Genomic DNA, 23847 nt, shown 5'->3' with positions numbered 1-23847 from the left:
GCTCCTACAGATGATCGCGTTGCCTGCGACGGACTGCTTTACCTCAGGTCAAAACGGTCCAGGTTCATCACTTTGGTCCAGGCCGCAACGAAGTCTTTGACGAACGTCTCCTGCGCGTCCGCGCTGCCATAGACTTCAGACAAGGCCCTCAGTTGCGCGTGTGAGCCAAACACCAGATCGACACGGGTGCCGGTCCATTTGACGGCGCCGGTCTTGCGGTCACGGCCTTCAAACAACTCGTTCTCGGCCGAAACCGGTTTCCATTCAACGCCCATGTCCAGCAGATTTTTAAAGAAGTCGTTGGTCAACGCCTCCGGTTGCTGAGTAAACACCCCGTGTTGGCTCTGCTCAACGTTGGTGTTCAACACCCGCAAGCCGCCCAGCAGTACCGTCATTTCCGGCGCGGTCAGGGTCAGCAGTTGCGCCTTGTCGACCAGTAATGCCTCGGCCGACACCTTGTATTGGCCTTTAAGGTAGTTACGGAAGCCGTCGGCGATCGGTTCGAGGAAGCCGAACGACTCGACATCGGTCTTCTCCTGCGAGGCGTCCGCGCGTCCCGGCGTGAACGGAACCGTCAGCGTGTGGCCGGCATTTTTCGCCGCCTGCTCGACCCCTACGCCACCGGCCAACACGATCAAGTCGGCCAGCGAGACTTTCTTGCCACCACTGTTGAACCCACTCTGAATGCCTTCGAGGGTGTGCAGCACGCCCGCCAGTTGTTGCGGCTGGTTGGCCGGCCAATCCTTTTGCGGCGCGAGACGCAGACGACCACCGTTGGCACCGCCGCGTTTGTCGGAACCCCGGAAGGTGGAAGCCGCCGCCCACGCGGTCGATACCAGCTGCGACACCGACAGGCCCGAAGCAAGGATCTTGCTCTTGAGTGCGGCGATGTCATTGGCATCCACCAGGGCATGATCGACCTGCGGAATCGGGTCTTGCCACAGCAGTTCTTCACTCGGCAGTTCCGGGCCGAGGTAGCGTGAAAGCGGTCCCATGTCACGGTGAATCAGCTTGTACCAGGCGCGGGCGAAGGCGTCGGCCAGTTGCTGCGGATTGGCCAGGAAGCGCCGGGAAATCGCCTCATACGCCGGGTCGAAGCGCAGCGCCAGGTCGGAGGTCAGCATGGTGGGTGCGTGGCGTTTGCTCGGGTCGTGGGCGTCCGGCATTTTGCCAGCACCGGCACCGTTCTTCGGCGTCCATTGGTTTGCGCCCGCCGGGCTCTTGGTCAGTTCCCAGTCGAAGCCGAACAGGTTCTCCAGGTACTCGTTGCTCCATTGGGTCGGCGTCGAGGTCCAGGTCACCTCTAGGCCGCTGGTGATGGTGTCCCGGCCTTTGCCGCTGCCATAACTGTTCTTCCAGCCCAGCCCTTGTTGCTCAAGGGGGGACGCTTCCGGTTCAGGCCCGACATTGGACGCAGGACCGGCGCCGTGGGTCTTGCCGAACGCGTGGCCGCCAGCGATCAGGGCCACGGTTTCTTCGTCATTCATCGCCATGCGACCGAAGGTTTCACGGATGTCCAGCGCCGACGCCACCGGATCGGGATGGCCTTCGGGGCCTTCCGGGTTGACGTAGATCAGTCCCATCTGCACCGCACCCAGCGGATTTTCCAGATTGCGCCCCGACGGATCAGTACGGCTCTCTTCGCTGCCGTGTTTGGCCGGTTCGGCCACCAGATCGCCCTGGCCCGGCTGCTCCATCAATTTGCTCTTGCCATAACGCTCTTCGCCGCCCAGCCAGGTGGTCTCGGAACCCCAGTAGACGTCTTCCTCCGGCTCCCAGACATCCGCACGGCCGCCGGAGTAACCAAAGGTTTTGAAGCCCATGGTTTCCAGGGCGACGTTACCGGTGAGGATGATCAGGTCACCCCAGGAAATCTTGCGGCCGTACTTTTGCTTGATCGGCCAGATCAGCCGGCGCGCCTTGTCCAGGCTGACGTTGTCTGGCCAACTGTTCAGTGGCGCGAAACGTTGCTGGCCGGCACCGGCGCCGCCACGACCGTCACTGGTGCGGTAAGTCCCGGCACTGTGCCAGGCCATGCGCACGAACAGCGGGCCGTAGTGACCAAAGTCCGCAGGCCACCAGTCCTGGGAATCCGTCATCAGCGTCCGCAGGTCCTGTTTGACTGCCGCAAAGTCGAGGCTCTTGAACGCTTTGGCATAGTCGAAGCCCTCGCCCATCGGGTCGGATAAGCTCGAGTGCTGATGGAGAATCTTCAGGTTCAGTTGGTTCGGCCACCAATCGCGGTTGGTTGTGCCACCGCCAGCGGCGTGATTGAACGGGCATTTCGATTCAGTTGACATGTTTGATCTACCTTTGGTCGTGTTCATCCAGCTGTCCGGCCTGTTTCAGGCGGCAGACAGCGACGAGTGGACTAAGTGGCACGGGGCCAGCTATTCGATCAGCCGATCGGTGTGGCCACACGGGGAATCTGACTCTCGGCAATCGGGCAGCAGCCACCAGGGGCCAGGACTGGCTTGACAAGCTTTGCGCTCATTCTTATCTCCTTATCAGGTTTCAACGGGCCGGCGTGCGCCGACGCTAGATCAAGACTAGACCGCTCTGAGCAGAGGTCTAATAGTCAGAGTATTGACCGTCGATAGTCATACTCTGTTAGCCGATCCAGGCACGCGTTGGATGAAATAAGCTGTTGGTTAACCCGCCATTGCCGCCAACGCCTGCTCCAGATCACGGCGCAAATCATCCGGGTGTTCGATGCCCACCGACAGCCGCACCAGGTTATCAGTGATTCCCAACTGCGCCCGGCGCTCGGCCGGCAGCGAGGCGTGGGTCATTTTCGCCGGTTGGCTGATCAGGCTTTCCACTCCGCCCAGACTCTCCGCCAGGGTGAACAGCTTGGTCGCTTCCAGGAAACGCCGCGTGCCGTCGGCGTCGGTGGCCAGGTACAGGGTGATCAGCCCGCCGAAGCCGCGCATCTGCCGCGCCGCCAGTGCATGTTGCGGGTGGCTTTTCAGACCCGGGTACACCACTGAGGTCACCTTGGGGTGCTGCTCCAGCCATTCAGCCAGTTGCTGGGCATTGTCGACGTGCCGTTGCACGCGCAGCGCCAGGGTGCGCATGCCGCGCAGGGTCATGAAGCTGGAGAACGGGTCAAGAATGCTGCCCACCGCATTCTGCAGAAACGTCAGTTGCTCGATGAGTTCGGGCCGGTCCGCCACCACAATCACCCCGGCGATCACGTCGGAATGGCCGTTCAAATATTTGGTCGCCGAATGCACCACAATGTCGAAGCCGAAATCCAGCGGACGTTGCAGATAAGGCGAGGCGAAGGTGTTGTCGGTCACCGTGACGAGGCCGCGCTCACGGCCCAATTTAGCCACCATGGCCAGATCGGTCAGCCTCAGCGTGGGGTTGGTCGGGGTTTCGACCCAGAGCATTTTGGTGTTGGGCCTGATCGCAGCGGCGATCACCTCAGCGCTGGCATCCGGCGCCACGTAGCTCACTTCCAGGCCCGCGCTCGGCTTGCGCACGCGCTCGAACAAGCGGTACGTACCGCCGTACAAATCGTCCACCGCGACGATATGGCTGTTCACCGGCAAGCTATCGAGCAGCGTCGCAATCGCTGCCAGACCTGAGGAAAACGCATAACCCTGCGCCCCGCCCTCCAGCTCGGCGATGGCCTTTTCCAACGCCTGGCGCGTCGGGTTATGGCTGCGCCCGTACTCATAGCCGGCATGCGTGCCCGGCGACTGCTGACGGAAGGTCGAGGTAGCGTAAATCGGCGGCATCACCGCACCGGTCCAGTCCGGCTCGTAACCGGCGTGCACGGCGAGGGTTTCGAACTCAGCCATGATGGCTCCTTTGCTCAATCGGATTAACGGAACAGCGACGCCCCCTCAACGCAAGGTTCGCCGCCAGAGACTCAGCACATCGCTTTTGGTGATCAATCCGAGAAATCGACCGTGTTCGACGATCAGCGCCACGTAGCCCTTATCAAAGGTTTGCAACAGGCGCTCCAGCGACACGTCCGGGTCCAGGGTTTCCAGGCTGGTGACCATTGCCTCACGCACCGGTCGCTGGAAATGTCCCGGCCCGTCCTTCACCGCCCGCAGCAAATCCCACTCGTCGATCAAGCCGACCACCGTGTCGCCGTCCATCACCGGCACTTGATCGATTTCATGAAAGCGCATGCGCGCATACACCGCTGACAGCGTTTCATCGGGTTTGCAGGTGATGGTAGTTCCTTCGTCATAACGGCGCGCAATCAAATCCCGCAGATTGCCCTCCTCCGGCCGGGTGATCAGCCCATGGTCGATCATCCAATAGTCGTTGAACATCTTCGACAGGTACTTGTTGCCACTGTCACAAATGAAGGTCACCACCCGCTTGGGCGTGGTCTGCTCACGGCAATAACGCAAAGCGGCCGCGACCAGGGTGCCGGACGACGAGCCGGCCAGCACGCCCTCCTGCTGCAGCAACTGACGCGCGGTCAGCAGGCTCTCGGTATCGGAGATGCGATAGGCGCGCTTCACCAGCGAGAAGTCCGCCAGCCCCGGAATAAAGTCTTCACCAATGCCCTCCACCAGCCAACTGCCGGCCTCGCCGAAGTGACCGGTCTCGACGTAATCGGCCAATATCGAGCCTTCAGGATCGGCAAGGACGATCTCGGTGTTCGGCGCTACTTTCTGGAAGAAATGGGTCAGCCCGGCCAGCGTCCCGGCCGACCCCACGCCCACCACCACGGCGTCCACGCGCTGCTCGAGCTGACGCCAGATTTCCGGGCCGGTGCCGGTTTCATGGGCCAGAGCATTGGCCGGATTGTTGAATTGGTCGATGTAAAAAGCGTTCGGCATTTGCTCGGCAATGCTGCGCGCCAGGTCCTGGTAATACTCGGGATGGCCCTTGCCGACATCCGAACGGGTCAAGCGCACCTCGGCCCCCAGCGCCTTGAGGTGGAAAATCTTCTCGCGGCTCATCTTGTCCGGCACCACCAGCAGCATGCGGTAGCCCTTTTGCGACGCGACCAATGCCAGGCCCAGACCGGTATTGCCGGCGGTGGCTTCGATGATGGTCCCGCCGGGTTGCAACTGGCCGCTTTGTTCCGCTGCTTCGATCATGGTCAAGGCGATGCGATCCTTGATCGAACCACCGGGGTTCTGGTTTTCCAGCTTGACGAAAAGCTCGCACAGTCCGGTGTCGAAATGCGTGAGGGGAAGCATTGGCGTATTGCCGATCAAATCGAGCAAGGGATTGGCAGGCATGATTTGGGCTCACTTCATCACCGCCGCTCAGGGCGTATTGCGCCCAAGTATAGTGCGTCAACTTGCGGGCGCAGACGGTCTGACCACTGGCAACGGCGTTCGCCAAAACAGGTAAGATTGCCACTATTCCGAAAATCAACCAGGTACCGAGCAATGCCGGAAATCACTGACGAATCGTTCTACGACCGTGCAGACGCACACATCACCTTGTCGAACGAGCAACTCAAGGCCGTCGAAAACCTTGGCAAGGTCAGCGCATCGATGATGTTTGGCACCACCCGCTTCAACGCCTGGGTCAGCGCCCGCGGCTTCAAATCCGGCGAGGAAATGGCCCAGGCGCGGGAGGCGATGTTGAGCTATTTCTGTGAGCAGTTCCGAATGATGCTCGAAGACAACCTCGACGATCACATCAACAACTTCAGTCAGTACATGGGAGATCGCGACGGCCTGTAGGGATGTCTGTGCTCAAACCACTGTAGGAACGGGCTTGCCCGCGATGGCGGCGTACTTGATACACCGCATCAACCTGATCGCCGGCAAACCAGCTCCTACAGGTTTGGGGGTTACACAGGTCTCGTTTCAACCACAGAACCACGATTGAACCGCGCTCTTCTGCAGGATCAGCCCACCAACCCCGGCGGCGGCCCCAGCTCCGCACGCAGCTTACTCAGCGCCGCATAGGCCTTGTCTCGATAGGCCAGCAATTCGGCGCGTTTCTCGGGGTCGATGTCGAGAAAACCATGCCCGGACTTCAGCCCCAGGTTGCCGCCTTCCACCAGTTGCGCCAACGCATCCGGAGCCGCAAAGCGTTCGCCGTAGGTGCCCGCCAGGGTTTTGTAAGAGGACGCGTAAACATCCAGCCCGGCCATGTCGCCAATGGCGAACGGCCCAAATAACGCCAGACGGAAGCCGAACGCGTTGCTAACCACCAGGTCGACCTGCTCCGGTGTGGCCAGGCCCTCCTCCACCACCAATACCGCTTCTTTGTACAACGCAAACTGCAAGCGGTTGGCGACGAAACCAGGCGTGTCGGCGACCCGCGCCGGTACTTTACCGACGGAGCGAATCAGCGCTTCCAGGGTGTCCACGTGCGCAGTCAGGGTATGTTCGCTGGCAATCAACTCAACGCCGGGAATGAAAGGCGCCGGGTTCATCCAGTGCACGCCGAGAAAGCGCTGCGGGTGGCTGACAAACTGCGCCAGTTGGCCGATGGGGATCGCTGAGGTATTGGTGCCGATAATGGTATCGACGGCGCAGGCAGCGGAGATTCGTCCCAGCACCTCACGCTTGATCTCCATCGACTCCGGCACCGCCTCGGTGATGTAGTCGACGCCCTCCACGGCTTCCTCAATCGAACCGGCAGCAGTCAGGTTGGCTTCGAGCCGCGCCCGGCTGTCGGCGGGAAACAACCCGGCGTCGGCGAAGGCTTGAGCCTGTTGAAGCAGACGCTCGCGGCTCTGGCTGGCGACGCGGCCGTCCACATCGCCCAACACCACCTGTGCGCCGCCCAACGCCAACACCTGGGCGATGCCGCCGCCCATGTAACCCGAACCGATGACAGCGATTTTCTTGATGGTCATGCTGCAATTCCTCTGTACAAAAAGTTGAACGGTTCGCCGATCACAACTGTTGATCGCTGCGGTCTTTGAGGGTGAACAACGCCAGCGCGGCGATCACGCCGCCGAGGGCCAGATAAGCGGCTACCGCGTAACCGGTGCCGAAGCTGACCAGCAGGAACGAGGCAATCAACGGCGCCGGGCCGCCGGCCACCAGCGAAGACATTTGGTAACCGACACCGGCCCCGGTGTAGCGCACGTGAACCGGGAATTGTTCGGAGATCAGTGACGCCTGGGCGCCGTACTGGATAGCGTGCGGCACCAACGACAAGGTGATTGCGATGAAGATCCAGGTCTCGTTGCCCGAGTTCAGCACCCAGAAATACGGGAAGGCCATCAGCACCAGAACCAGACAACCGGCGTAGTACATCCGCCGCCGACCAAAGCTGTCCGCGAGGTTGGAAAAGATTGGCAGCAGGATCAAATCCAGCACCGCCGCCGCTAGGGTTCCCAGCAGGACAAAGGTGCGCGAGACGTGGGCAGTCTGCGTCGCGTAATCCAGAATGAAGGCAGTAAAAATGTAGAACGGCATCTGCTCGGACATGCGCAGAAAGGCGACTTTGACGATCTCCGGCCAATAGTGTTTGACCACGAACTTCAGCGGACTTTTCTCGATCTGCTGGCTCTGTTTTTTCGCCGCGAACGACGGCGTTTCTTCAATGGTCAGCCGTACCATCAGACCGATGATTACCAGAAAACCCGAGAGCAGGAAGGGTATGCGCCAGCCCCACTCGAGGAAGTGCTCGCCGGTGAAATAGCTGGAGCCCATCACCGCCGAGGTCGACAGGATCAGGCCAATGGAGGTGCCCAGCTGTGGCCAGGCACCGGCCGCACCGCGCTTCTTCTGATCGCCCCACTCCAGCGCCATCAACGCCGCACCACCCCACTCACCTCCGACGCCAAAACCCTGAACCAGGCGCAGCAGAATGAGGATGCACGGTGCCCATAAACCGATGCTTTCGTAGGTGGGCAAGAAGCCAATCAGAAAGGTTGCCAACCCGGTCATGACCAGGGTCACGATCAAGGTAGTCTTGCGTCCGACCCGGTCGCCGAAGTGACCAAACACGGCCGCACCGATCGGGCGAATCGCGAAGGCGATGGCAAAGGACGCGAACGACAGCATCAATGACACCAGTCGATCATGCGTGGGAAAAAATAACATCGGAAACACCAGGGCCGCCGTCGCCCCGTAGATGTAGTACTCGTACCACTCGATGGTGGTACCGATCAGGCTGCCCAGCGATGCTTTGCGGCGTTGCCGCAGTTGATGGTCGGTCGGCCTGGCTGGCGCATCCGTACTGGTGCCGGCGGAAATACCGCCGAGGGTGGTGTCGAGAGTAGACATGAAACTGCCTCCGTTATTGTTATTGGAAAGGCAAAGCGGGTAGTCGTCCATGCAGGCCCTTGGGCTTCCGCTCTGTCGCGCTACATCGTATGTCGGTGTTATTATTTATCATTATTTGTTATTTTTTAACATTGTCAAGTGATGTCAGGTAAGATTTGTCACAGACCACAGGCCTCGGGATTTTTTGATGAACACCACTGCACTTGGCACTCGAACGCTGTACCTGATTCGCCACGGCGAAACCGACTGGAACGCCCAACGCCGGTTACAGGGGCGTAGGGATATCCCGCTGAATGCCACAGGCCGGTTGCAGGCTGCCGCGTCCGGACTGTGCCTGAATTGGCTGCACCCCGCCGCCGCGCAGCTGGATTTCATCGCCAGCCCGCTGCTCAGGACCCGCGAAACCCTGCAGATCATTCGCCGGCACCTGGGGCTGGAGGCGCAGGACTACCGCACCGACGAGCGGCTGATGGAAATCGATTTTGGTGAATGGGAGGGCCTTGATTGGCAGCAGATTGCCGAGCGCGATCCGCTTGGGTTTGCTGCCAGGCAAACCGATCCGTTGAACTTCACTCCCGCTGGCGGTGAGAACTATCCGCAGGTGTTCGAGCGCGTCGGCAGCCTGCTTGAATCACTGCAGCGCGACACGGTGCTAGTGGCCCACGCCGGGGTGCTGCGCAGTTGCCTGGCGCTGCTCGCCGAGGTTGAGCCACGCAGTGTGCCCACGCTGGAGATTCCTCAGGATCAGGTGCTGGTGATTCGCGCCGGCAGCTTTGCCTGGATGAGTGCCAGTAGGGCTCTTGACGGGAATTGATGATAAACACGGTTACTGTAGGAGCGGGCTTGCCCGCGATCCACTTGATGCGATGAGTCAGACCGGCCGCCATCGCGGGCAAGCCCGCTCCTACAAGGGATCGCGTACATTCAAGCCAGGATCAGTTCGGTACCCAACTTGCGAATCCCCGCCGCCGCGTCGGCCGTCAGTGCAGCGTCGGAGATGATCGGGTCGAAGCGTTCAAGACCGGCAATGCGGTACATGCCGAAGGTGCCGTACTTGGAACTGGTGGCCATCAACACCACCTGCGACGCCGAGGCCATGGCCGCCTTCTTGACCTCGATCTTGGCCTCTGACGGCGTGGTAATACCGCGCTGCAAGTCCCAGGAACTGCTGGAGATAAAGGCTATGTCGGTGGCCAGATTACGCAGCGTATCGGCCGCCAGCGTGCCGATGCTGGCCAGGTTGTCGTGATCGAGTTCGCCGCCGGTATGGATCACTTTCACCTGCTTGGCGTCGGCCAGCGCCATGACAATACTGAAGTCGTTGGTGACCACGGTCATGCCGCTCAACCCGACGATGTGCGGCACCAGACACAGCGTGGTGGTGCCCGCGTCGAGGTACAGCGTCATGCCCGGCTTGATCAACTGTGCCGCGCGTTCCGCCATGCGCTGCTTCTGCTCCGGCTCGACAATCACCCGATTCTGATGGCTCGGTTCGCTGTACAACTGACTGGCCAGACGCACCCCGCCAGGCACCGAGAACACCAACCCTTCCTGCTCCAGCGCGGCGATATCCCGGCGTGCGGTCATGTGTGAGCAATTGAAGATTTCGGTGAGCTGCACGACGCTGAGCGTCTGCTGGCGACGCAACCGGCGAATGATCATCTCGCGGCGCTGCTGCGGCATCATCGGCTGACCGTCGGGTGACGGAATGGGCGCTTCGGTCATGGGGTTTCTTAGGCATTGGGCGAAGCGCATAGAGTAGCGCAGTGCGCCCACTATCACCTCTGTCGATTCCGACCATAAAGCGTAATGCGTTCCGCCTTGTTCAACCGCCGCATAGGATGTCGACAACGCCCCTACCCTGGATTACCGATCATGCCAGCCCAACTCGTCAACGCACTCGTCTTAAGCATGGTGATTGTTTTCGTGATTAACCGTTCTGTTGCCTACCTGGGTCATCGCAAAGCGATTGCCGCGGAGAAGTCGTCCAGCCGGAAAATGTAAGCGGTCTCAGTTTCCCGAGACCAGCTTGAGGCCGATAACGCCTGCCAGTATCAGAATACCCGGCGGCTGGAGCACCTGTGAATGGAGCGACACGATGGATAGGCCAAGCCGCGATCCCCGCCAAGGAGGAACCCGAGGTTCAACCCACACTCATGCCGCATATACCTCCAAATCCCGCGTGCAAGGAACAGCGCTGACTCAATGCCGCCCCGCCGTAACCCCACCATCCACCGGCAACACAACCCCGGTAATCCATGACGCCTCACTCGACGCCAAAAACAGAATCGCCTGAGCAATATCAGCCGGCTGACCATTACGCCCCAACGGATGAAACGCATTGAACGACGGTAAAACCTCCTTCACCTGCGACTCATCCATGAACGTCCCATAAACCGGCGTCTCCACCACCGCCGGAGCGACCGTGTTGATCCTAATATTGGACGCCGCCAACTCAATCGCCAGGTTGCGAGTCAACGCATGCACACCCGCATTGGCCGCCGAATAAGCCGCCGACGGCGTGGCACCGATTGCCTGAATCGCCCACAACGAACCGGTCTGCACAATGGCGCCACCGCCACGCAGCACCATCGCCTTGGCGGCAGCCTGCGCCATGAAAAACTTGCCCTTGAGAATAGTGTCGAGAAACCAGTCATATTCCTTGGCATCGACCTCGAGGAAAGGCTTCGGACGAAAAACCCCGGCGTTATTCACCAAAATATCGACACCTCCAAACGCCTTCACTGCTTCGTCGACCAGCGACTGAGCCGTCGCCGGATCGGCGATATCCCCGGCCAACGCACGCACATGGCGACCACTTGGATCGATCTGCTCGGCCGCCTGCTGCAACTTCACCGCGTCTCGGCCACCGATAACCACCGACGCACCCGCCTCGACAAAACGCCGGGCGACTTCTTTACCAATGCCCGATCCGCCACCGGTCACGATAACAACTTTGGAAGAAAAACTTTGCATAGCGATTGACTCCAGATGAGTGATCTACCAGCCTTGAATTAACGCATCGGACAAGCAGATTGCCTGCCGCTCTGCGTTTCGTACTGAACTGGTGGCCATTCTTCCCTTCCCGCCCGCGGCCAACAAATCAGATCTGCTTCGCGACCATTAAAGAAATTCTTTAACACATGAGCACACCGACCTACCTCAATGCCCTGCGCGCTTTTGAAGCGGCGGCCAGGCACCAAAGCTTCTCGGCCGCCGCCGAGGAGCTGAACGTAACCTCAGCCGCCGTTGGCCAACAGGTGCGCAGCCTCGAGTCATGGCTGGGCGTCACCCTGTTCACCCGCGCCAGCAGCGGCAACACCCGACTGGTGCTAACCGACGTCGCGCGCGCGGCCTTGCCCGACATCCGCGAAGGTTTTGATCGACTGCGAGTGGGTCTGGCGCGACTGCGCGAGGTGTCGGCCAGCGCCGAGCTGACGGTAACCGTTAGCCCGGCGTTCGCCGGCAAGTGGTTGTTGCCGCGCCTTGAGCGCTTTCAGCAGGCCTGTCCAGACATCGACGTACTGCTCAACACCAACCTCAAGACCCTGGATTTTCTCGCCGATAACATCGACATCGGCGTGCGCTACGGCGCCGGAAAATGGCAGGGGCTGACGGCGATCAAGTTAATGGAAGAGGAGCTGTTTCCGGTCTGCTCACCACAGCTCTCAACCTTGACGGCTGGGCAACTGAGTATGGACAGCCTTGCGCGCTGCACGCTCATCCACGATTTATCGATGGCTGGCGATCCGGGCTTCCCCACCTGGCGCACCTGGCTCGACGCCATGGGTCAGACGGCAATCGATGCCAGCCATGGCTTGCGCATCAACAACTCGGCGGCCGTGGTGCAGGCAGCGATCGAGGGCCAAGGCGTTGCGCTGGGCCGCAGTGTGATGGTGCGCGATGACTTGGCGTCGGGCCGGCTGATCCGGCCTTTTGCCCAGGTGAACAGCCCGTTGGCGCTGGCCTACTACGTGGTGTATCGGCCGGAATGTGAGGCGTTGGCCAAGGTCCGCGCGTTTCGCGACTGGCTGTTGCAGCAAGCAGCAACCGCCTAATGCCCGCTTAATCCATTCCTGCAAAATGGGTCAACAGTGTTTGTCCTGCGGGCCGCTATGTCTGAACGAGGCGGCTACTTACTATCTGTTTCACCCAGTGAGCAGATGAAAACCAACCCACCGGCTCTCAGGCAAACACACTTTTAACGATCCGGAGAACACCATGAAACTTTCAAACATCATGATGCTTGTTGCACTCAGTAGCGTTGGCATGCACGCCGTTGCCAGTGAGCACTCTTCAGCCGTCGCCACCACCAACGCAACAGTTGAAACCTACACCTACGATACAAAGCTGGATATTAAAAAGGTCATTGCCGTGACCGACACTTCCGATCAGTGCGGCCTGGTGCCGGTACAAATGACGTATGAAGATTCGCGAGGCCAGGCGCATATCATTCAGTACCAGGCCCTCGCCAGCGGTTGTTCCAACGGTTGAGTCGTGTGCGGACCGTGGAGGGTCGACACTCCATGCCTGCAAACCAGCGGCTTCACTCTTTGTTATTGTCTCTACGAGCATCGACAATCTTTTGATCCGCCGCCAACAACGCCGGAATCACTTGCTTGAGAAACTCGACCCAGGTTTTTATTTTCGCATCGACAAACTTGCGCGACGGATAAATTGCAAACAGGCTCAACTCTTCGAAATGATATTCCGGCAGTATGCGCACCAAGGTGCCTGCCCTTAGACCATCAACCGCCGACGCAACCGGTTGAATACCAATCCCCATTCCATTACTGATAGCCACGGTCATAGCGTCCGCCGTATTGACGTGAAAAGGCGATATTGGAATATTGATGGTCTCCTCCCCGTCCGGCCCCGCAAATACCCAATTCTCAACTGGCATCACTGTATTGACCAGCTTCAGACAGTCATGCGCGGCCAACTCGCCTGGCGACTCAGGTATTCCGCGCTTCTTCAGGTACGTGGGCGATGCGCAGAGAATACTGTAGGTAATGCCCAGACGTTGAGCGACAAAGCCCGAATCGGACAGGTCACGCGCCAACACAATCGACATGTCATAGCCTTCTTCCAGCAAGTCCGGAAGTCGGTTGGTGAGCGTCAAATCAAACATCACCGAGGGGTGCGCTTCCCGATAACGAGCAATGGCATCGATCACGTAATGATTGCCAATGGCCGACACCGAGTGAATTTTCAGCCTGCCGGAGGGCATGATCTGCGCAGTACCGGCTTCCTCATCGGCTTCACGAACCTCGCCCAGAATTTTTTCACAGCGCTGCAAATACCGCACACCGGCCTCGGTCAGCGCCAATCGCCGGGTAGTACGATTAATCAAGCGAGTTTGCAGCCTGCCTTCCAGACTGGAGATTACTTTGGAAACGTTAGTGGTGGTGGTTTCCAAGACCTCCGCCGCCGCTGTAAAAGTACCGCACTGAGCCACTGCAATGAAAAAACGCATGCCTTGGAAAATATCCATCGCTTCCGCCTCAGGGTTCAAGTGAAAATCAGATTAGCCGGTGCGCTATTTCAAGTCGGCGTTTGACAATAAAAAAAGGAGCGATCTTGCACACGATCGCTCCTTTTTTGACACGCCTTAGTTGTTGTGCGGAATAAACCCAAGCACACCGGTTTCGACGATCGAGTTAAATCGTACTCTCGTGCTGATACTTTCCCGAATCTCGTGCATGGCGCCGCCGGTCAGCGTGGAAATGTCGAAGTTTTCTTCGATATGTTGGCGTTTTACCGAGCTGGTCACAAACGCCACACCGCGCTGAACCGCCCAGGCCAGGGCAATTTGCGCCGGGGACTTTTTCCTGCGCTGAGCAATGCTGGTGATCACCGCGTCGTCCAGCACCTTGGGCTGCATACCATGCCCTAACGGGGCTAACGCAAGCACGACGATCCCATGTTCTTTACAGAAATCCAACAGATCCCATTCAGGAAGATAAGGGTGAGATTCGACCTGCACCACAGCAGGCTTGATCCGCGCCGCAGCGACGATTTCTTTGAGCGTATCCAACGAAATTTCAGACAGGCCAATCGACTTGCAGCGACCTTCATCCACCAGACGCTCCATTTCACGCCAGGTCTCAAGCAGGGTTACGCCGCCGTCATAGATGATGTGGCCCTGGAAATCCCGTGGGTCCTGATTTTCGCCAGCCCTGAAGGCGAAGGGTGTATGAATCAGGTAGCAATCGATGTAATCGACATGGAGTCGTTCGCAACTCGCTTCGAATGCGGGTTTCACCCGTTCGGGGCGATGGTTGGTATTCCACAGTTTGCTGGTAATGAACAGTTCTTCCCGACGCACCTTTCCGGCCGCGATGAAGGCCGAGAGTGCCGTCCCCACCTGCTCTTCATTGCCATAGCGCTCGGCACAATCGAAATGACGAAAGCCGACTTCCAGGGCATCGGTCACCGCTTGGGCAGTGGTGCCGAGATCGCGAACCCGCGTGCCAAATCCTACCGCCGGGATCTCACCCGATCCGTGTATAAGCGAAAATCGAGTATCGCGAAGTGTATCGTTGATGGTCATAACCTTACTCCACTACTTGCACTAATAACCGCCAACGCGGTCCGTCGTCACTCATTAACAGTCCGCACCTGAATAACAGCACTACTTTGTTCCACACCAACAAACAGACGCGCCACTCCCTGGCCAGAAACTCACATCACCCGATACTTTACGTCGCGGGATATCATGGAGTTTCGACTGACAACTGTAGGCAATCGTTAATTAACGGAGCGTGTACAACGGGCGCTGCTGCCCGTGACGTTGAAACACTGTCAACTTTTGCGCGCGTTAGCCCGTTGATCAAAGACACCGACCGAATTACCGCCCAGCACCACAAACAAGTGCACCGTATCCAGGTATTGCGCGGTCTTCACTTTGATTTGCCCGAGCAACGCCTGCTCGTAAGCGCGTTGTGCTTCCAGCACCTGCAGCACACTGTTTTCACCCTGGGTGTAGGCTTGCTGGTTCAAGCGCAAACTGGTTTGCGCCGCCTGCAATGCGTCGTTCTGCGCGAGGTTTCCTTCGGCGTCATGGTTGATCGCCTGCAACGTATCGGCCACTTGGCCGAACGAGCTGATGACCGTCTGCTGGTAGCCCGCATACGTCGCTTTGTAGCCCTCGACTGCAGCCTGGCGTTCCGCTTCAAGCGTGCCGCCGTTGAAGATTGGACCGGTCAGGCCGGCAGCGAAGCCCCACAGTGCCGCACCACCATTGCCCGACGCCGCTTGCGCCAACGAGGCCGAAAGCTCGATATGAGGGTAGAGATTCGCGGTCGCTACGCCTACTGCGGCGCTGGCAATGTGCATTTCCGACTCGGCTTGCAGAATATCCGGCCGGTCGTGGGCCATTTCCGACGGCAAACTGACCGGCACGTTCGACGGCAAGGCAAACTCGTCAAGGGTGAAGTCCGGCGGCACCCAGTCGCCCGGGCCTTTGCCGGTCAGAATCGACAGCGCGTGGCGTGCCGAATCGCGCTGCTGAGCCAAAGGTGGCAACAGCGTGCGGTCCTCGGCGAGCCGGGTCTCGGCCAACGAAACGTCGATCTGCGTGGTCGCGCCGCTGGCGTGCGCCCGGCGAACCAGGTCGAGGTTTTTCGCGTCATCGGCGAGCAGTCGTTGAACGGCTTCTATCTGCGCGTTTGCCGAGGCCATCAATATCGCCTGACTGGCGACGTTGCCGGTCAAGGTTAGGTAGGCAGCCTCGTATTTATGCTTCTGAAAGTCCGCGACCGCTTGTTGCTGTTCAATCTGGCGCTTGTTGCCGCCGAATACGTCAAGATCGAAGGCCACTCGTGGCCCAACCGCATAGAAATTATTGACGGTTGCCTGAGGCCCGTTTTTTACCCGCGTGCGGCCACCCGAGGCAGCAAAATCAACTTGCGGATACAGCACCCCTTCCGCCGCCGCGACCGAGGACGCCGCCTGGCGAATCGTGGCGTCGGCAGCTACCAATTCCAGGTTGCCGTCGATTGCGCGCTGTACCACTTTATCGAGCTTGGGCGAATGAAAGGCAGACCACCAATCACCGCTGACCTTTTTGCCCAGTTCAACGTGTTGCTCGCCGGGCTTGCCACCGGTCTGCCCAAGACGTTGCTCTGCTTGTTGGTCATAGTGTTCCGAGGTGCTGGCAGCGGGCTCTTTAAAGTCAGGGCCGACGGTGCAAGCAGACAAAAATACAGCAATGGACATTGCGCTGAGTGTGGTGAGCAATCGTTGTCTATTGATGTCGAAAGTATTGGATATCATTTGGCAGACTCCACGAAAACTAGTTGGCCGAAGCGGGTTTACGAAGAAAGACAACCAGTGGGCTCACCACTAGCATCACCACCAGCAAAATTTTGAACTGGTTGATCACTGCGACAAACGCCGCCTGACCGGTAACCATTTCATTCAGCCCCGCTAATGCTTGCAGGGATGGCGCGGCCGTCACGGCGTGAGCCGCGGCGCGATAAATCGTCAGGTTACTGGCCATTGCCTGGTGCATGGCTTGCGTATGGTTAAAGAAAAACAGTTGCACCACCGCCACACCGAGCATGCTGCCGTAGCCCCGGGTCAGGTTGAAAAAACCTGTTGCCTCAGGACGGAACTTGGGATCGAGGGTGCTGAACGCCATCTTCGGCACCGACGCCATCAACACCCCCAGACCCGCGCCCTGAATGAAGCCCGCAATGGCCACGGGCGTCCAATCCATCAAGGGCGAATAACCGAGCATTTGCCAATTGGCATACGCCACCAAGGCGATACCTGCCGCGACGAACAGTCGGACGTCGATCCGGCCGGAAACACGGCCCATCAACAGGAACGCACCGACCAACCCAACACCACGCGGAACCGTCATCAAGCCGGTAGTAATCGGTGGATAGCCGAGGATTTCATCCAGCATCGGCGAAGTCAGCGCCATGGTCGACAACAGCACGAAACCCACGGCAAAAAAGATGATCGTGGACAGCACGAAGTTGCGGTCGTTGAACAAGTCTTTGCTGAGAAAATGCGTCTTGCGGGTGAACATGTGGACGAAGAACAGATAGAACCCGCCGACACACATGATTGCTTCAGCCCAGATTGCCGGTGAGTCGAACCAATCGAGGCGCTCGCCGTTGTCGATCATCATCTGCAACCCGATCACGCCGAGAGTGAAGGTGCCAAACCCAAAGAAGTCGAACAACGGACGTTTCTCAGCCTTTTTTTCCGGGAGCAGAAGCATCATCACCAGGAAGATAAAGGCGGTCAGCGGAACGTCGGCGTAGTACATCGAATGCCAGCCGTAATACTCGCTGAGCAACGCGCCGATCGTCGGCCCTGTGGCAATGCCCAACAGCACCACGGCCGTCCACACTGCGCCAAATTTGACTCGCCGCTCAGGTGGCAATGTCTCCATGGTGATGCCCATCGACAACGGCCCCAATATGCCGCTTGCCGCGCCTTGTACAACGCGTGCGCCGACGAATTCCAATGGGGTCGTAGCCATCGCCAACAGCACTGAACTAAGGCCGAAGATAACCAGCGCGATTTGATACACCAACTTCAAGCCAAAGCGCCCGGCAAGCCACTGCGCCAAGGGCATCGTCAGCACACTGCCCGCGACGTAGGAGGTGAAGATCCAACCGGCTTCGTCATCGCTCATCGATAACCCGGCCTGAATAAACCGCAGTGACGAATTCGGTAACGGTAAGTTCGCAGACTGCATCCAGGTCGCCAGCAGAGCGGCGATCCTTAAACTGCGTGCGCCCCCTTCCCCCGGATTTCCCGCAACAGTCGCGTTCATTATGGGTTACCTGCAGTCATCAAGCTTTTGAGCGGCTGCCACCAAGGGCTGCGATGACCGGTATCCACCTTGACCGTGGCGCTGATGCCCGAGAACAAGGTCAATTCAGGGTCTACTTCGTCAAGCTCAAGCCGTACCGGTACCCGCTGTACAACCTTGACCCAGTTGCCCGTGGCGTTTTCCGGCGGCAACAAGGCGAAGTCGGAACCGGCGCCTGGGCTCATGCTGGTCACGTGCGCTTTGAAGACATGATCCGAATAGGTATCGAGTCTGATGGTTGCTTCCTGACCTGGACGCATATGCGTCACCTCGGTTTCACGGAAGTTGGCTTCGATCCAAATTCGGTGAGTGGACAGCAGTGAAAAGCCTGGAGTGCCGCTGTTGACGTAGTTGCCAACCTGCAAGTCGTCGACCTTGGCCACCACGCCGTCATCTGGCGCGTAAACCGTTGCATACGACAGGTAGAGCTGCGCTTCGTCGAGCTGAGTCTTGGCCTCGCGAACCGTCGGGTGGTTGTCGACGTTGATGTCCGGATTGCCGTTCAACGCAACCACGGTACTGGCGATCTGTTGCTCGACCGAGGCGATACGCTGACGAGAAACCTTGAGATCGGTATCTGCCCGATCGTAAGCGGCGCGTGAGACGAACTCGGTAGCAACCAACGCTTTCTTGCGGCCGAATTCCTTTTGATCGAAGTCGGCGGACTCTTTGGCCGATTGCAGATCAGCCAACTGCTGGCGGTAGGTTGCCTTGAGTCCGTCGATACGAAGGCGTGCAACGTTCAGTTGCGACTCCGCCCGATTGACCGCGATCTGGAACGGTTCCGGGTTGATCCGGTACAGGACATCGCCCTTGTGTACCTTCTGGTTGTCCTCGACGGCGATTTCAACGACTTGTCCGGAAACCCGTGCGTTGATCGATGTCTTGGCCACCCGGGCAAAGGCGTTATCAGTCGTCATGTAGGGTTCGCTCGCCAAATAGTGCGCCACGCCTACCGCTGCAAGAATAGCCGGGAAACCCACCATCAACAGCGGCCGCAACCGCTCTTTCATCGGTTTCCTGGCGCGCGTTTCACCGTCGGTCGGGCCTGGGTGCGCGGTGTTTTGTGTCGCTGTGCTATCGAACTGTTTAGTCATGATCCAATTCACCTTATTAGCCGGAAAATCGGGTCGACACCCGCGGAAATCGCCTGTCGCCCTATATGTCAATCATTGCTGTGAGGACTACAGCCCGGTGGGACAACACTTCGACTCCCAGCCAACCTTTCCCACAAAGAACAGCCACACGGTGCGCGGATCGGAGGGTGACTCCACCGCCTTGTTTCGTCGCCGCAACACTCAGTTCGAGGTACGTCGCAACAAAGCTGAAAAATTCGGAAATTCTGGTTCCTCATTTTTGTGCGATGGTGTAAGAATATACCTCGACCCAACCCTGATCAAGGATTTTATGCGAGATGGAACAAAATAAAGTTAGTGGTGCCACCCGTCGCGGCCGGCCCCGTGCGTATGACCCCCAAACCGCGCTGCAACAGGCGCTCGATGTGTTTTGGAACACCGGCTATTCAGGCGCTTCGCTAGACAGCATCGCCGCTGCAGCGGGCATGAATCGACCGAGCCTGTACGCCGCGTTTGGCGACAAACACGCGCTGTATATCAAGGCGCTTGAACGCTATTGGGAGATTGCCGCGGGCGCCATGCATGAGGCGTTGATGAACAAAGACCTGACGCTGGAACAGGCGTTGATGGGTTTTTACCAGGGACAGTTGTCGATCTATTTTTCCGGTGAAGGCCAACCACGCGGCTGCTTCACGATCGGCACCGCGCCGACTGAGGCCGTTGAAGATGCCGAGATACGCGAGGTGCTCGCGGACCGACTCAGTACGCTCGATGCCGATCTCGAAAAGCGTCTGCGGGTAGCAATCGATTCCGGCGAGCTGAAAACCGATGCCGATCCGTCGGCCCTTGCCGTACTTGCGTCAGCCTTGCTGCACAGCATCTCGATACGTGCGCGGGCAGGTGTATCCCGCCCTGAATTGACGGAGCTTGCACGCAAAGCAGTCAGCGTGATTTGCGGATGAGCGGACGGCTCGAAGACATCCTCAGCGAGCAGCTCGCCGTGATTTTTTGCGGGATCAATCCAGGGGTGATGGCGGCTACCCAAGGGCATCATTTTGCGGGGAGAGGCAATCGCTTTTGGCGCACGCTGCATCTCGCCGGTTTTACCCCGCATGAGGTCCGCCCGCAGGACGATCGAACGATCTTGCAGTATCAGTGTGGACTGACCGCAGTGGTAGAACGGCCTACGGCGAGTGCGGATCAGCTGTCGGCGGATGAGTTCAGCGCGGTTGCCGCAGATTTTGAACAAAAGATCGTGCGCCATGCGCCACGCTTCGTGGCGTTTCTCGGCAAGGCTGCGTATTGCGCGCTATCCGGCCAACAGCAGGTGCCGTGGGGGTTGCAAACAAAAACCTTTGGCGGGGCCTCGGTCTGGGTACTGCCCAACCCCAGCGGACGCAATCTTGCGTTCTCCCTGGAGCAACTGGTCGACGCGTATCGACAGCTTCACCTCGCTACCCGCGAGCGCGGGGATTCGAGCGCCCCGGACACCTCCGGCTGACCATAGATTATTTGCATCCTGCCGCCGATTTCATTGGGCAAAATCGTTCTAAAAACCACGGCCAGGACGTTGCCTGTTTTGCTATCCTGAAGCAGTAGGTGAAAACGCAGACTGATGCGCAAGTGGATAGCAAGGACACGTGGGGCGCGTTCCAAAGGGTACACGGTTAGAAAGATCTCCGCGCTGAGATCCAGCCCTTATGCCGTGTGAGGCAGAACAGTAAAATAATGCAAAACTGTAAAACTGTTTTGTGAGAGGCCTGATAAACCTTGTAAGCCGGAGACCAGCACCGGCCACCTACTAGAATTTCGAAGCCCGCCCTGTGCGGGCTTTTTCGTTTCTGCACGTCATGATCTGTAAACTGGCCGCCTCTACCCCTCCAATCATGAGTTTCTGATGGCCAACCACGACCTGACCTTCATCCCCGATCCCGATGCGCACTCCATTTCCTCCGACGTCGTCGGCTTCGCCGGTGTGCTGGTTTCCACCCAGATTCCGACCCGCGCCGACGGCAGCCTGGAGCTGGGCGATATCGTTGCGCAGAGCGAGTGCACGTTGCAGGCATTGAAAGTTGCGTTGGAGCGCGCCGGCAGTTCCATGGACCGCGTGATGCATCTGACCATCTACCTCACTGACATGGCCGACCGCGCGGCCTTCAACGAGGTGTACAAACGCTTCTTCGCCAAACCCTGGCCGGTTCGCGCCGCCGTGGGCGTGGCCGCACTGGCGGTGGAAGGCATGCGCGTGGAAGTCACCGCAATGGCGGCCAAGGGCTGAAATCGTCTCCCACAGTGATTTGTGGTTGGACAAAAATCCACGGTTGGCCCCCATTTTGTAGGAGCTGCCGCAGGCTGCGATAAGGTCGGAACGACCTTCGCGATGGCTATTGTTCGCAGCCTGCGGCAGCTTCTACAGGGATTGTGTGTTGCCTGGGAACATAGAATCTCCCACACAAATCTGAGCATGACGCAGAATCTGTGGTCGGCAGGGAACCCTGGGTATGACTCACGCACATAGGTAACAGTTTTTAACTGGCAGGGTCGGTTTTGCGAGGATCTGACCATGCCACGGCGTCAAACTGATCGATGCCGCGCTCGCCCCAACCCGACAAGTGGTAACCGTCTGTTTTAAAACAAAATTATCTGTTAGAAGGCTTCCAGAACACAGCAAAAGCTGGTAAATTCCCGCCCGTTCTTGCAGAGGCTCGCATAGGGTCTGTCGCGGTCAAACGCACGCTGCAAAAATCCACAATCGAGTGCCAGCCACTCGCAGCTACAGATACAGGGGCGTCGCCAAGCGGTAAGGCAGCAGGTTTTGATCCTGCCATGCGTTGGTTCGAATCCAGCCGCCCCTGCCATTCCCCCCCGGTTAACCCAGATCCGCAGCCTCATGTCGCTCCGGCACCTGGTTTGCTTCGTCGCCCCAGGTCCGGTTGACGCGCATTCCTCGCAGCACCGCAGGCCGGTTGGCGATTTCTTCCGCCCAGCGCTGTACATGGGTGTACTCATGCGCCGCAAGGAACTCGGCCGCCGAATACAAGCTGCCCCGCACCAGTTGGCCGTACCAGGCCCAGACCGCGATATCGGCGATGGTGTAGTTGTCGCCGGCCAGGTAGGGACTCTCGGCAAGGCGACGATCGAGAACGTCCAACTGACGCTTGGTTTCCATGGTGAAACGGTTGATCGGGTATTCCCACTTCTCCGGCGCGTAAGCGTAGAAATGCCCGAAACCACCGCCCAGATAAGGCGCCGAACCCATCTGCCAGAAAAGCCAGTTCAGGGTCTCCGTGCGCCCAGCCGAATCAGTGGGCAGGTAGTGACCAAATTTTTCCGCCAGGTACAGCAGGATCGAGCCGGACTCGAATACGCGAATCGCCGGCTCCACGCTACGGTCCAGCAATGCCGGAATCTTTGAGTTGGGATTGATCTCGACAAAGCCGCTGGAGAACTGATCGCCCTCGTTAATGCGGATAAGCCAGGCGTCGTACTCGGCGTCGCTGTGCCCGAGCGCCAGCAGCTCCTCGAGCAGGATGGTGACCTTCACCCCATTGGGCGTGGCCAGGGAGTATAGCTGAAAGGGATGTTTGCCGACCGGCAGCACCTTGTCATGGGTCGGCCCGGCAGTGGGTCGATTGATGCTGGCGAACGCCCCACCAGACGGCGCGTCGTTGCGCCAGACCGTCGGCGGAACATAAGGTGCTTTGCTCATTGGGTGACCTCTGGGTTGGACACTGCTTCAGGTCATGATGAGACCGACCCTCACGGAGGGCAGTTCAGGCAGGCCCGAGCTGACCTCGAATTTCGTCATCAAGGTACATGGGGGCACTGGCCTCGTGGCACAAGCAGGTTTGAGTTTTATTCTGGCGAAACCCACGGCAACAATGGATCTATCGATTCAGCTGGCAATGGATCTTCCCTGAAAACGCGACCGATCTAGACTTGATTTAAGCCTGCGTTGTTATCGACCAAAAAATCGCTGGTGGCGTATGACCTGCGCTCTGGAAAAACCATTGGCAGTTGCAGCTTTTACAGCTCACCAGACCTTGCGCACTTCGACGAGGTGTACTTTCACATTGCACCGGCCAATATCCGCACGCAAAAAGCCACGTTGAAACTGGGTGCGGTATTTTTGTATGACGCAGAGTTAAACCTTTCAACCGCCCCGGCCTTATGGAAGTGTTATTCGCTCAAGAAAACCGCGTGGGAGCCCGACGGTCGATTACGTCAGGAGCCGATTTAGGCCGGACTATACTGAGCAAGTGTCCATATTTGCGTGGCGAGTACTGCAAAACCCATTCTCGCTCGCCTGACAGGCAGAGGGCGGCACAACCAACGAGGTGGAAGGTACGTCTGAAGACACCAAAGAGGGCCCTGCAATGAAAATGCATTCGTTCCAACATTACTCTCACGCTGTGGAAATGACCGTTCACGATTCATGGATTACCGCCAAGGTGAAGTCAGCCTTGGCACTGGCCGATCCGACCCTTGGCCTGCATATCAACGTCAAAACCTACGCCGGCAGGGTCATATTGGGCGGCCGGGTCAATAGCCATAAAGAGCGTGATCACGCTATCAGTCTGGTCCGGGCGGTCCAGGGTGTCGCCGAAATCGACGCCAGCGACTTACTGACCCATGTGTTCAAGCCAGGGACTTTCCCGGAAGCTCCCAACGCGGAAGAAAATCCGGAAACCCGGCCACAATCGTCGACGAGGCTGGATGACAAATGACAAGAGCCATTGCGTGAAGAGGATCAAGG

The 23847-nt window shown here is 58.6% G+C and carries 21 protein-coding genes and 1 tRNA gene; 9 read left to right on the top strand and 13 right to left on the bottom strand.

The window, feature by feature from the left end:
* Positions 1–38 precede the first annotated feature (38 nt).
* From katG to ACF0H7_RS11975, 3 genes are all read right to left on the bottom strand, one after another.
* The gene (gene katG, locus ACF0H7_RS11985) at positions 39–2300 is read right to left on the bottom strand and encodes a catalase/peroxidase HPI (RefSeq protein ID WP_397452963.1); all 2262 of its coding nucleotides are present in this window, start codon (positions 2298–2300) and stop codon (positions 39–41) included.
* A gap of 351 nt (positions 2301–2651) precedes the next feature.
* Entirely contained in the window at positions 2652–3809 is a 1158-nt protein-coding gene (locus tag ACF0H7_RS11980) for a trans-sulfuration enzyme family protein (RefSeq protein WP_397452962.1), read from the bottom strand.
* A 45-nt stretch (positions 3810–3854) separates the two neighbouring features.
* Positions 3855–5219, bottom strand: a complete 1365-nt coding sequence (locus tag ACF0H7_RS11975; protein WP_397452961.1) for a pyridoxal-phosphate dependent enzyme — start codon at positions 5217–5219, stop codon at positions 3855–3857.
* Positions 5220–5372: 153 nt separating this feature from the next.
* On the opposite strand from ACF0H7_RS11975, the gene ACF0H7_RS11970 reads away from it, so the two are divergent.
* Positions 5373–5672, top strand: a complete 300-nt coding sequence (locus tag ACF0H7_RS11970; protein ID WP_397452960.1) for a DUF3144 domain-containing protein — start codon at positions 5373–5375, stop codon at positions 5670–5672.
* A 167-nt stretch (positions 5673–5839) separates the two neighbouring features.
* Here ACF0H7_RS11970 and ACF0H7_RS11965 read toward each other — a convergent pair whose 3' ends face one another.
* Both ACF0H7_RS11965 and ACF0H7_RS11960 read right to left on the bottom strand, forming a co-directional pair.
* The gene (locus tag ACF0H7_RS11965) at positions 5840–6799 is read right to left on the bottom strand and encodes a 3-hydroxyacyl-CoA dehydrogenase family protein (RefSeq protein WP_397452959.1); all 960 of its coding nucleotides are present in this window, start codon (positions 6797–6799) and stop codon (positions 5840–5842) included.
* Between the two features lie 40 nt (positions 6800–6839).
* A complete protein-coding gene (locus ACF0H7_RS11960) occupies positions 6840–8180 on the bottom strand; it encodes an MFS transporter (protein WP_397452958.1) in 1341 nt (446 codons plus the stop codon).
* Between the two features lie 187 nt (positions 8181–8367).
* Here ACF0H7_RS11960 and ACF0H7_RS11955 point away from each other — a divergent pair, with 187 nt between their 5' ends.
* On the top strand, positions 8368–8994 hold the full coding sequence (locus tag ACF0H7_RS11955) for a histidine phosphatase family protein (RefSeq protein WP_397452957.1): 627 nt from the start codon (positions 8368–8370) through the stop codon (positions 8992–8994).
* Positions 8995–9104: 110 nt separating this feature from the next.
* Here the strand turns inward: ACF0H7_RS11955 and ACF0H7_RS11950 are convergent, their stop codons facing one another.
* Together ACF0H7_RS11950 and ACF0H7_RS11945 are read right to left on the bottom strand one after the other, a co-directional pair.
* On the bottom strand, positions 9105–9905 hold the full coding sequence (locus ACF0H7_RS11950; protein ID WP_397452956.1) for a DeoR/GlpR family DNA-binding transcription regulator: 801 nt from the start codon (positions 9903–9905) through the stop codon (positions 9105–9107).
* A gap of 477 nt (positions 9906–10382) precedes the next feature.
* Entirely contained in the window at positions 10383–11156 is a 774-nt protein-coding gene (locus tag ACF0H7_RS11945) for an SDR family NAD(P)-dependent oxidoreductase (RefSeq protein WP_397452955.1), read from the bottom strand.
* A 167-nt stretch (positions 11157–11323) separates the two neighbouring features.
* On the opposite strand from ACF0H7_RS11945, the gene gcvA reads away from it, so the two are divergent.
* Positions 11324–12238 carry a transcriptional regulator GcvA gene (gcvA, locus tag ACF0H7_RS11940; protein ID WP_397452954.1) on the top strand — a complete coding sequence of 305 codons (915 nt, stop codon included), beginning with the start codon at positions 11324–11326 and terminating at the stop codon, positions 12236–12238.
* 163 nt (positions 12239–12401) lie between these two features.
* Positions 12402–12674: a DUF2790 domain-containing protein gene (locus ACF0H7_RS11935; protein WP_397452953.1), complete on the top strand. Its 273-nt coding sequence runs from the start codon at positions 12402–12404 to the stop codon at positions 12672–12674.
* A 52-nt stretch (positions 12675–12726) separates the two neighbouring features.
* Here the strand turns inward: ACF0H7_RS11935 and ACF0H7_RS11930 are convergent, their stop codons facing one another.
* From ACF0H7_RS11930 to ACF0H7_RS11910, 5 genes are all read right to left on the bottom strand, one after another.
* Positions 12727–13674 (bottom strand): LysR family transcriptional regulator, encoded by a 948-nt coding sequence (locus ACF0H7_RS11930; RefSeq protein WP_397452952.1) that lies wholly within the window; start codon positions 13672–13674, stop codon positions 12727–12729.
* A gap of 117 nt (positions 13675–13791) precedes the next feature.
* Complete coding sequence (locus ACF0H7_RS11925; RefSeq protein WP_397452951.1) at positions 13792–14733, bottom strand: aldo/keto reductase; 942 nt, start codon at positions 14731–14733, stop codon at positions 13792–13794.
* A 251-nt stretch (positions 14734–14984) separates the two neighbouring features.
* Positions 14985–16457: an efflux transporter outer membrane subunit gene (locus tag ACF0H7_RS11920; RefSeq protein WP_397452950.1), complete on the bottom strand. Its 1473-nt coding sequence runs from the start codon at positions 16455–16457 to the stop codon at positions 14985–14987.
* A 19-nt stretch (positions 16458–16476) separates the two neighbouring features.
* Complete coding sequence (locus ACF0H7_RS11915; protein ID WP_397452949.1) at positions 16477–17976, bottom strand: DHA2 family efflux MFS transporter permease subunit; 1500 nt, start codon at positions 17974–17976, stop codon at positions 16477–16479.
* Entirely contained in the window at positions 17976–19112 is a 1137-nt protein-coding gene (locus ACF0H7_RS11910) for an HlyD family secretion protein (protein WP_397452948.1), read from the bottom strand. Before ACF0H7_RS11910 ends, ACF0H7_RS11915 begins: the two co-directional genes overlap by 1 nt.
* Before the next feature lie 317 nt (positions 19113–19429).
* On the opposite strand from ACF0H7_RS11910, the gene ACF0H7_RS11905 reads away from it, so the two are divergent.
* From ACF0H7_RS11905 to ACF0H7_RS11890, 4 genes are all read left to right on the top strand, one after another.
* The gene (locus ACF0H7_RS11905) at positions 19430–20053 is read left to right on the top strand and encodes a TetR/AcrR family transcriptional regulator (protein WP_397452947.1); all 624 of its coding nucleotides are present in this window, start codon (positions 19430–19432) and stop codon (positions 20051–20053) included.
* Positions 20050–20592: a G/U mismatch-specific DNA glycosylase gene (gene mug, locus ACF0H7_RS11900; protein ID WP_397452946.1), complete on the top strand. Its 543-nt coding sequence runs from the start codon at positions 20050–20052 to the stop codon at positions 20590–20592. The genes ACF0H7_RS11905 and mug overlap by 4 nt, the downstream gene beginning before the upstream one ends.
* Before the next feature lie 396 nt (positions 20593–20988).
* Complete coding sequence (locus ACF0H7_RS11895) at positions 20989–21369, top strand: RidA family protein (protein WP_397452945.1); 381 nt, start codon at positions 20989–20991, stop codon at positions 21367–21369.
* Between the two features lie 505 nt (positions 21370–21874).
* Positions 21875–21949: transfer RNA gene (locus ACF0H7_RS11890), tRNA-Gln, on the top strand.
* Positions 21950–21960: 11 nt separating this feature from the next.
* Here ACF0H7_RS11890 and yghU read toward each other — a convergent pair.
* Complete coding sequence (yghU, locus tag ACF0H7_RS11885) at positions 21961–22800, bottom strand: glutathione-dependent disulfide-bond oxidoreductase (protein ID WP_397452944.1); 840 nt, start codon at positions 22798–22800, stop codon at positions 21961–21963.
* 667 nt (positions 22801–23467) lie between these two features.
* Between yghU and ACF0H7_RS11880 the strand changes: the two genes are divergently transcribed.
* Positions 23468–23818 carry a BON domain-containing protein gene (locus ACF0H7_RS11880; RefSeq protein WP_397452943.1) on the top strand — a complete coding sequence of 117 codons (351 nt, stop codon included), beginning with the start codon at positions 23468–23470 and terminating at the stop codon, positions 23816–23818.
* The last annotated feature ends 29 nt before the right edge of the window (positions 23819–23847 follow it).

This window comes from Pseudomonas sp. NA-150 (genome assembly GCF_044336365.1).
Taxonomy (GTDB): Bacteria; Pseudomonadota; Gammaproteobacteria; order Pseudomonadales; family Pseudomonadaceae; genus Aquipseudomonas.
This window is presented reverse-complemented; position numbering and strand designations above follow the sequence as displayed.

What these genes read in the sequence shown, in the direction of transcription:
- yghU (WP_397452944.1), bottom strand. Translation starts at nt 22,800, where the DNA reads ATGAGCAAAGCACCTTATGTTCCGCCGACGGTCTGGCGCAACGACGCG.
- ACF0H7_RS11895 (WP_397452945.1), top strand. Translation starts at nt 20,989, where the DNA reads ATGGCCAACCACGACCTGACCTTCATCCCCGATCCCGATGCGCACTCC.
- ACF0H7_RS11910 (WP_397452948.1), bottom strand. Translation starts at nt 19,112, where the DNA reads ATGACTAAACAGTTCGATAGCACAGCGACACAAAACACCGCGCACCCA.
- ACF0H7_RS11935 (WP_397452953.1), top strand. Translation starts at nt 12,402, where the DNA reads ATGAAACTTTCAAACATCATGATGCTTGTTGCACTCAGTAGCGTTGGC.
- ACF0H7_RS11915 (WP_397452949.1), bottom strand. Translation starts at nt 17,976, where the DNA reads ATGAACGCGACTGTTGCGGGAAATCCGGGGGAAGGGGGCGCACGCAGT.
- ACF0H7_RS11880 (WP_397452943.1), top strand. Translation starts at nt 23,468, where the DNA reads ATGAAAATGCATTCGTTCCAACATTACTCTCACGCTGTGGAAATGACC.
- ACF0H7_RS11960 (WP_397452958.1), bottom strand. Translation starts at nt 8,180, where the DNA reads ATGTCTACTCTCGACACCACCCTCGGCGGTATTTCCGCCGGCACCAGT.
- katG (WP_397452963.1), bottom strand. Translation starts at nt 2,300, where the DNA reads ATGTCAACTGAATCGAAATGCCCGTTCAATCACGCCGCTGGCGGTGGC.
- ACF0H7_RS11955 (WP_397452957.1), top strand. Translation starts at nt 8,368, where the DNA reads ATGAACACCACTGCACTTGGCACTCGAACGCTGTACCTGATTCGCCAC.
- ACF0H7_RS11945 (WP_397452955.1), bottom strand. Translation starts at nt 11,156, where the DNA reads ATGCAAAGTTTTTCTTCCAAAGTTGTTATCGTGACCGGTGGCGGATCG.
- ACF0H7_RS11980 (WP_397452962.1), bottom strand. Translation starts at nt 3,809, where the DNA reads ATGGCTGAGTTCGAAACCCTCGCCGTGCACGCCGGTTACGAGCCGGAC.
- ACF0H7_RS11950 (WP_397452956.1), bottom strand. Translation starts at nt 9,905, where the DNA reads ATGACCGAAGCGCCCATTCCGTCACCCGACGGTCAGCCGATGATGCCG.
- ACF0H7_RS11905 (WP_397452947.1), top strand. Translation starts at nt 19,430, where the DNA reads ATGGAACAAAATAAAGTTAGTGGTGCCACCCGTCGCGGCCGGCCCCGT.
- ACF0H7_RS11925 (WP_397452951.1), bottom strand. Translation starts at nt 14,733, where the DNA reads ATGACCATCAACGATACACTTCGCGATACTCGATTTTCGCTTATACAC.
- ACF0H7_RS11930 (WP_397452952.1), bottom strand. Translation starts at nt 13,674, where the DNA reads ATGGATATTTTCCAAGGCATGCGTTTTTTCATTGCAGTGGCTCAGTGC.
- ACF0H7_RS11965 (WP_397452959.1), bottom strand. Translation starts at nt 6,799, where the DNA reads ATGACCATCAAGAAAATCGCTGTCATCGGTTCGGGTTACATGGGCGGC.
- ACF0H7_RS11920 (WP_397452950.1), bottom strand. Translation starts at nt 16,457, where the DNA reads ATGATATCCAATACTTTCGACATCAATAGACAACGATTGCTCACCACA.
- ACF0H7_RS11970 (WP_397452960.1), top strand. Translation starts at nt 5,373, where the DNA reads ATGCCGGAAATCACTGACGAATCGTTCTACGACCGTGCAGACGCACAC.
- ACF0H7_RS11975 (WP_397452961.1), bottom strand. Translation starts at nt 5,219, where the DNA reads ATGCCTGCCAATCCCTTGCTCGATTTGATCGGCAATACGCCAATGCTT.
- gcvA (WP_397452954.1), top strand. Translation starts at nt 11,324, where the DNA reads ATGAGCACACCGACCTACCTCAATGCCCTGCGCGCTTTTGAAGCGGCG.
- mug (WP_397452946.1), top strand. Translation starts at nt 20,050, where the DNA reads ATGAGCGGACGGCTCGAAGACATCCTCAGCGAGCAGCTCGCCGTGATT.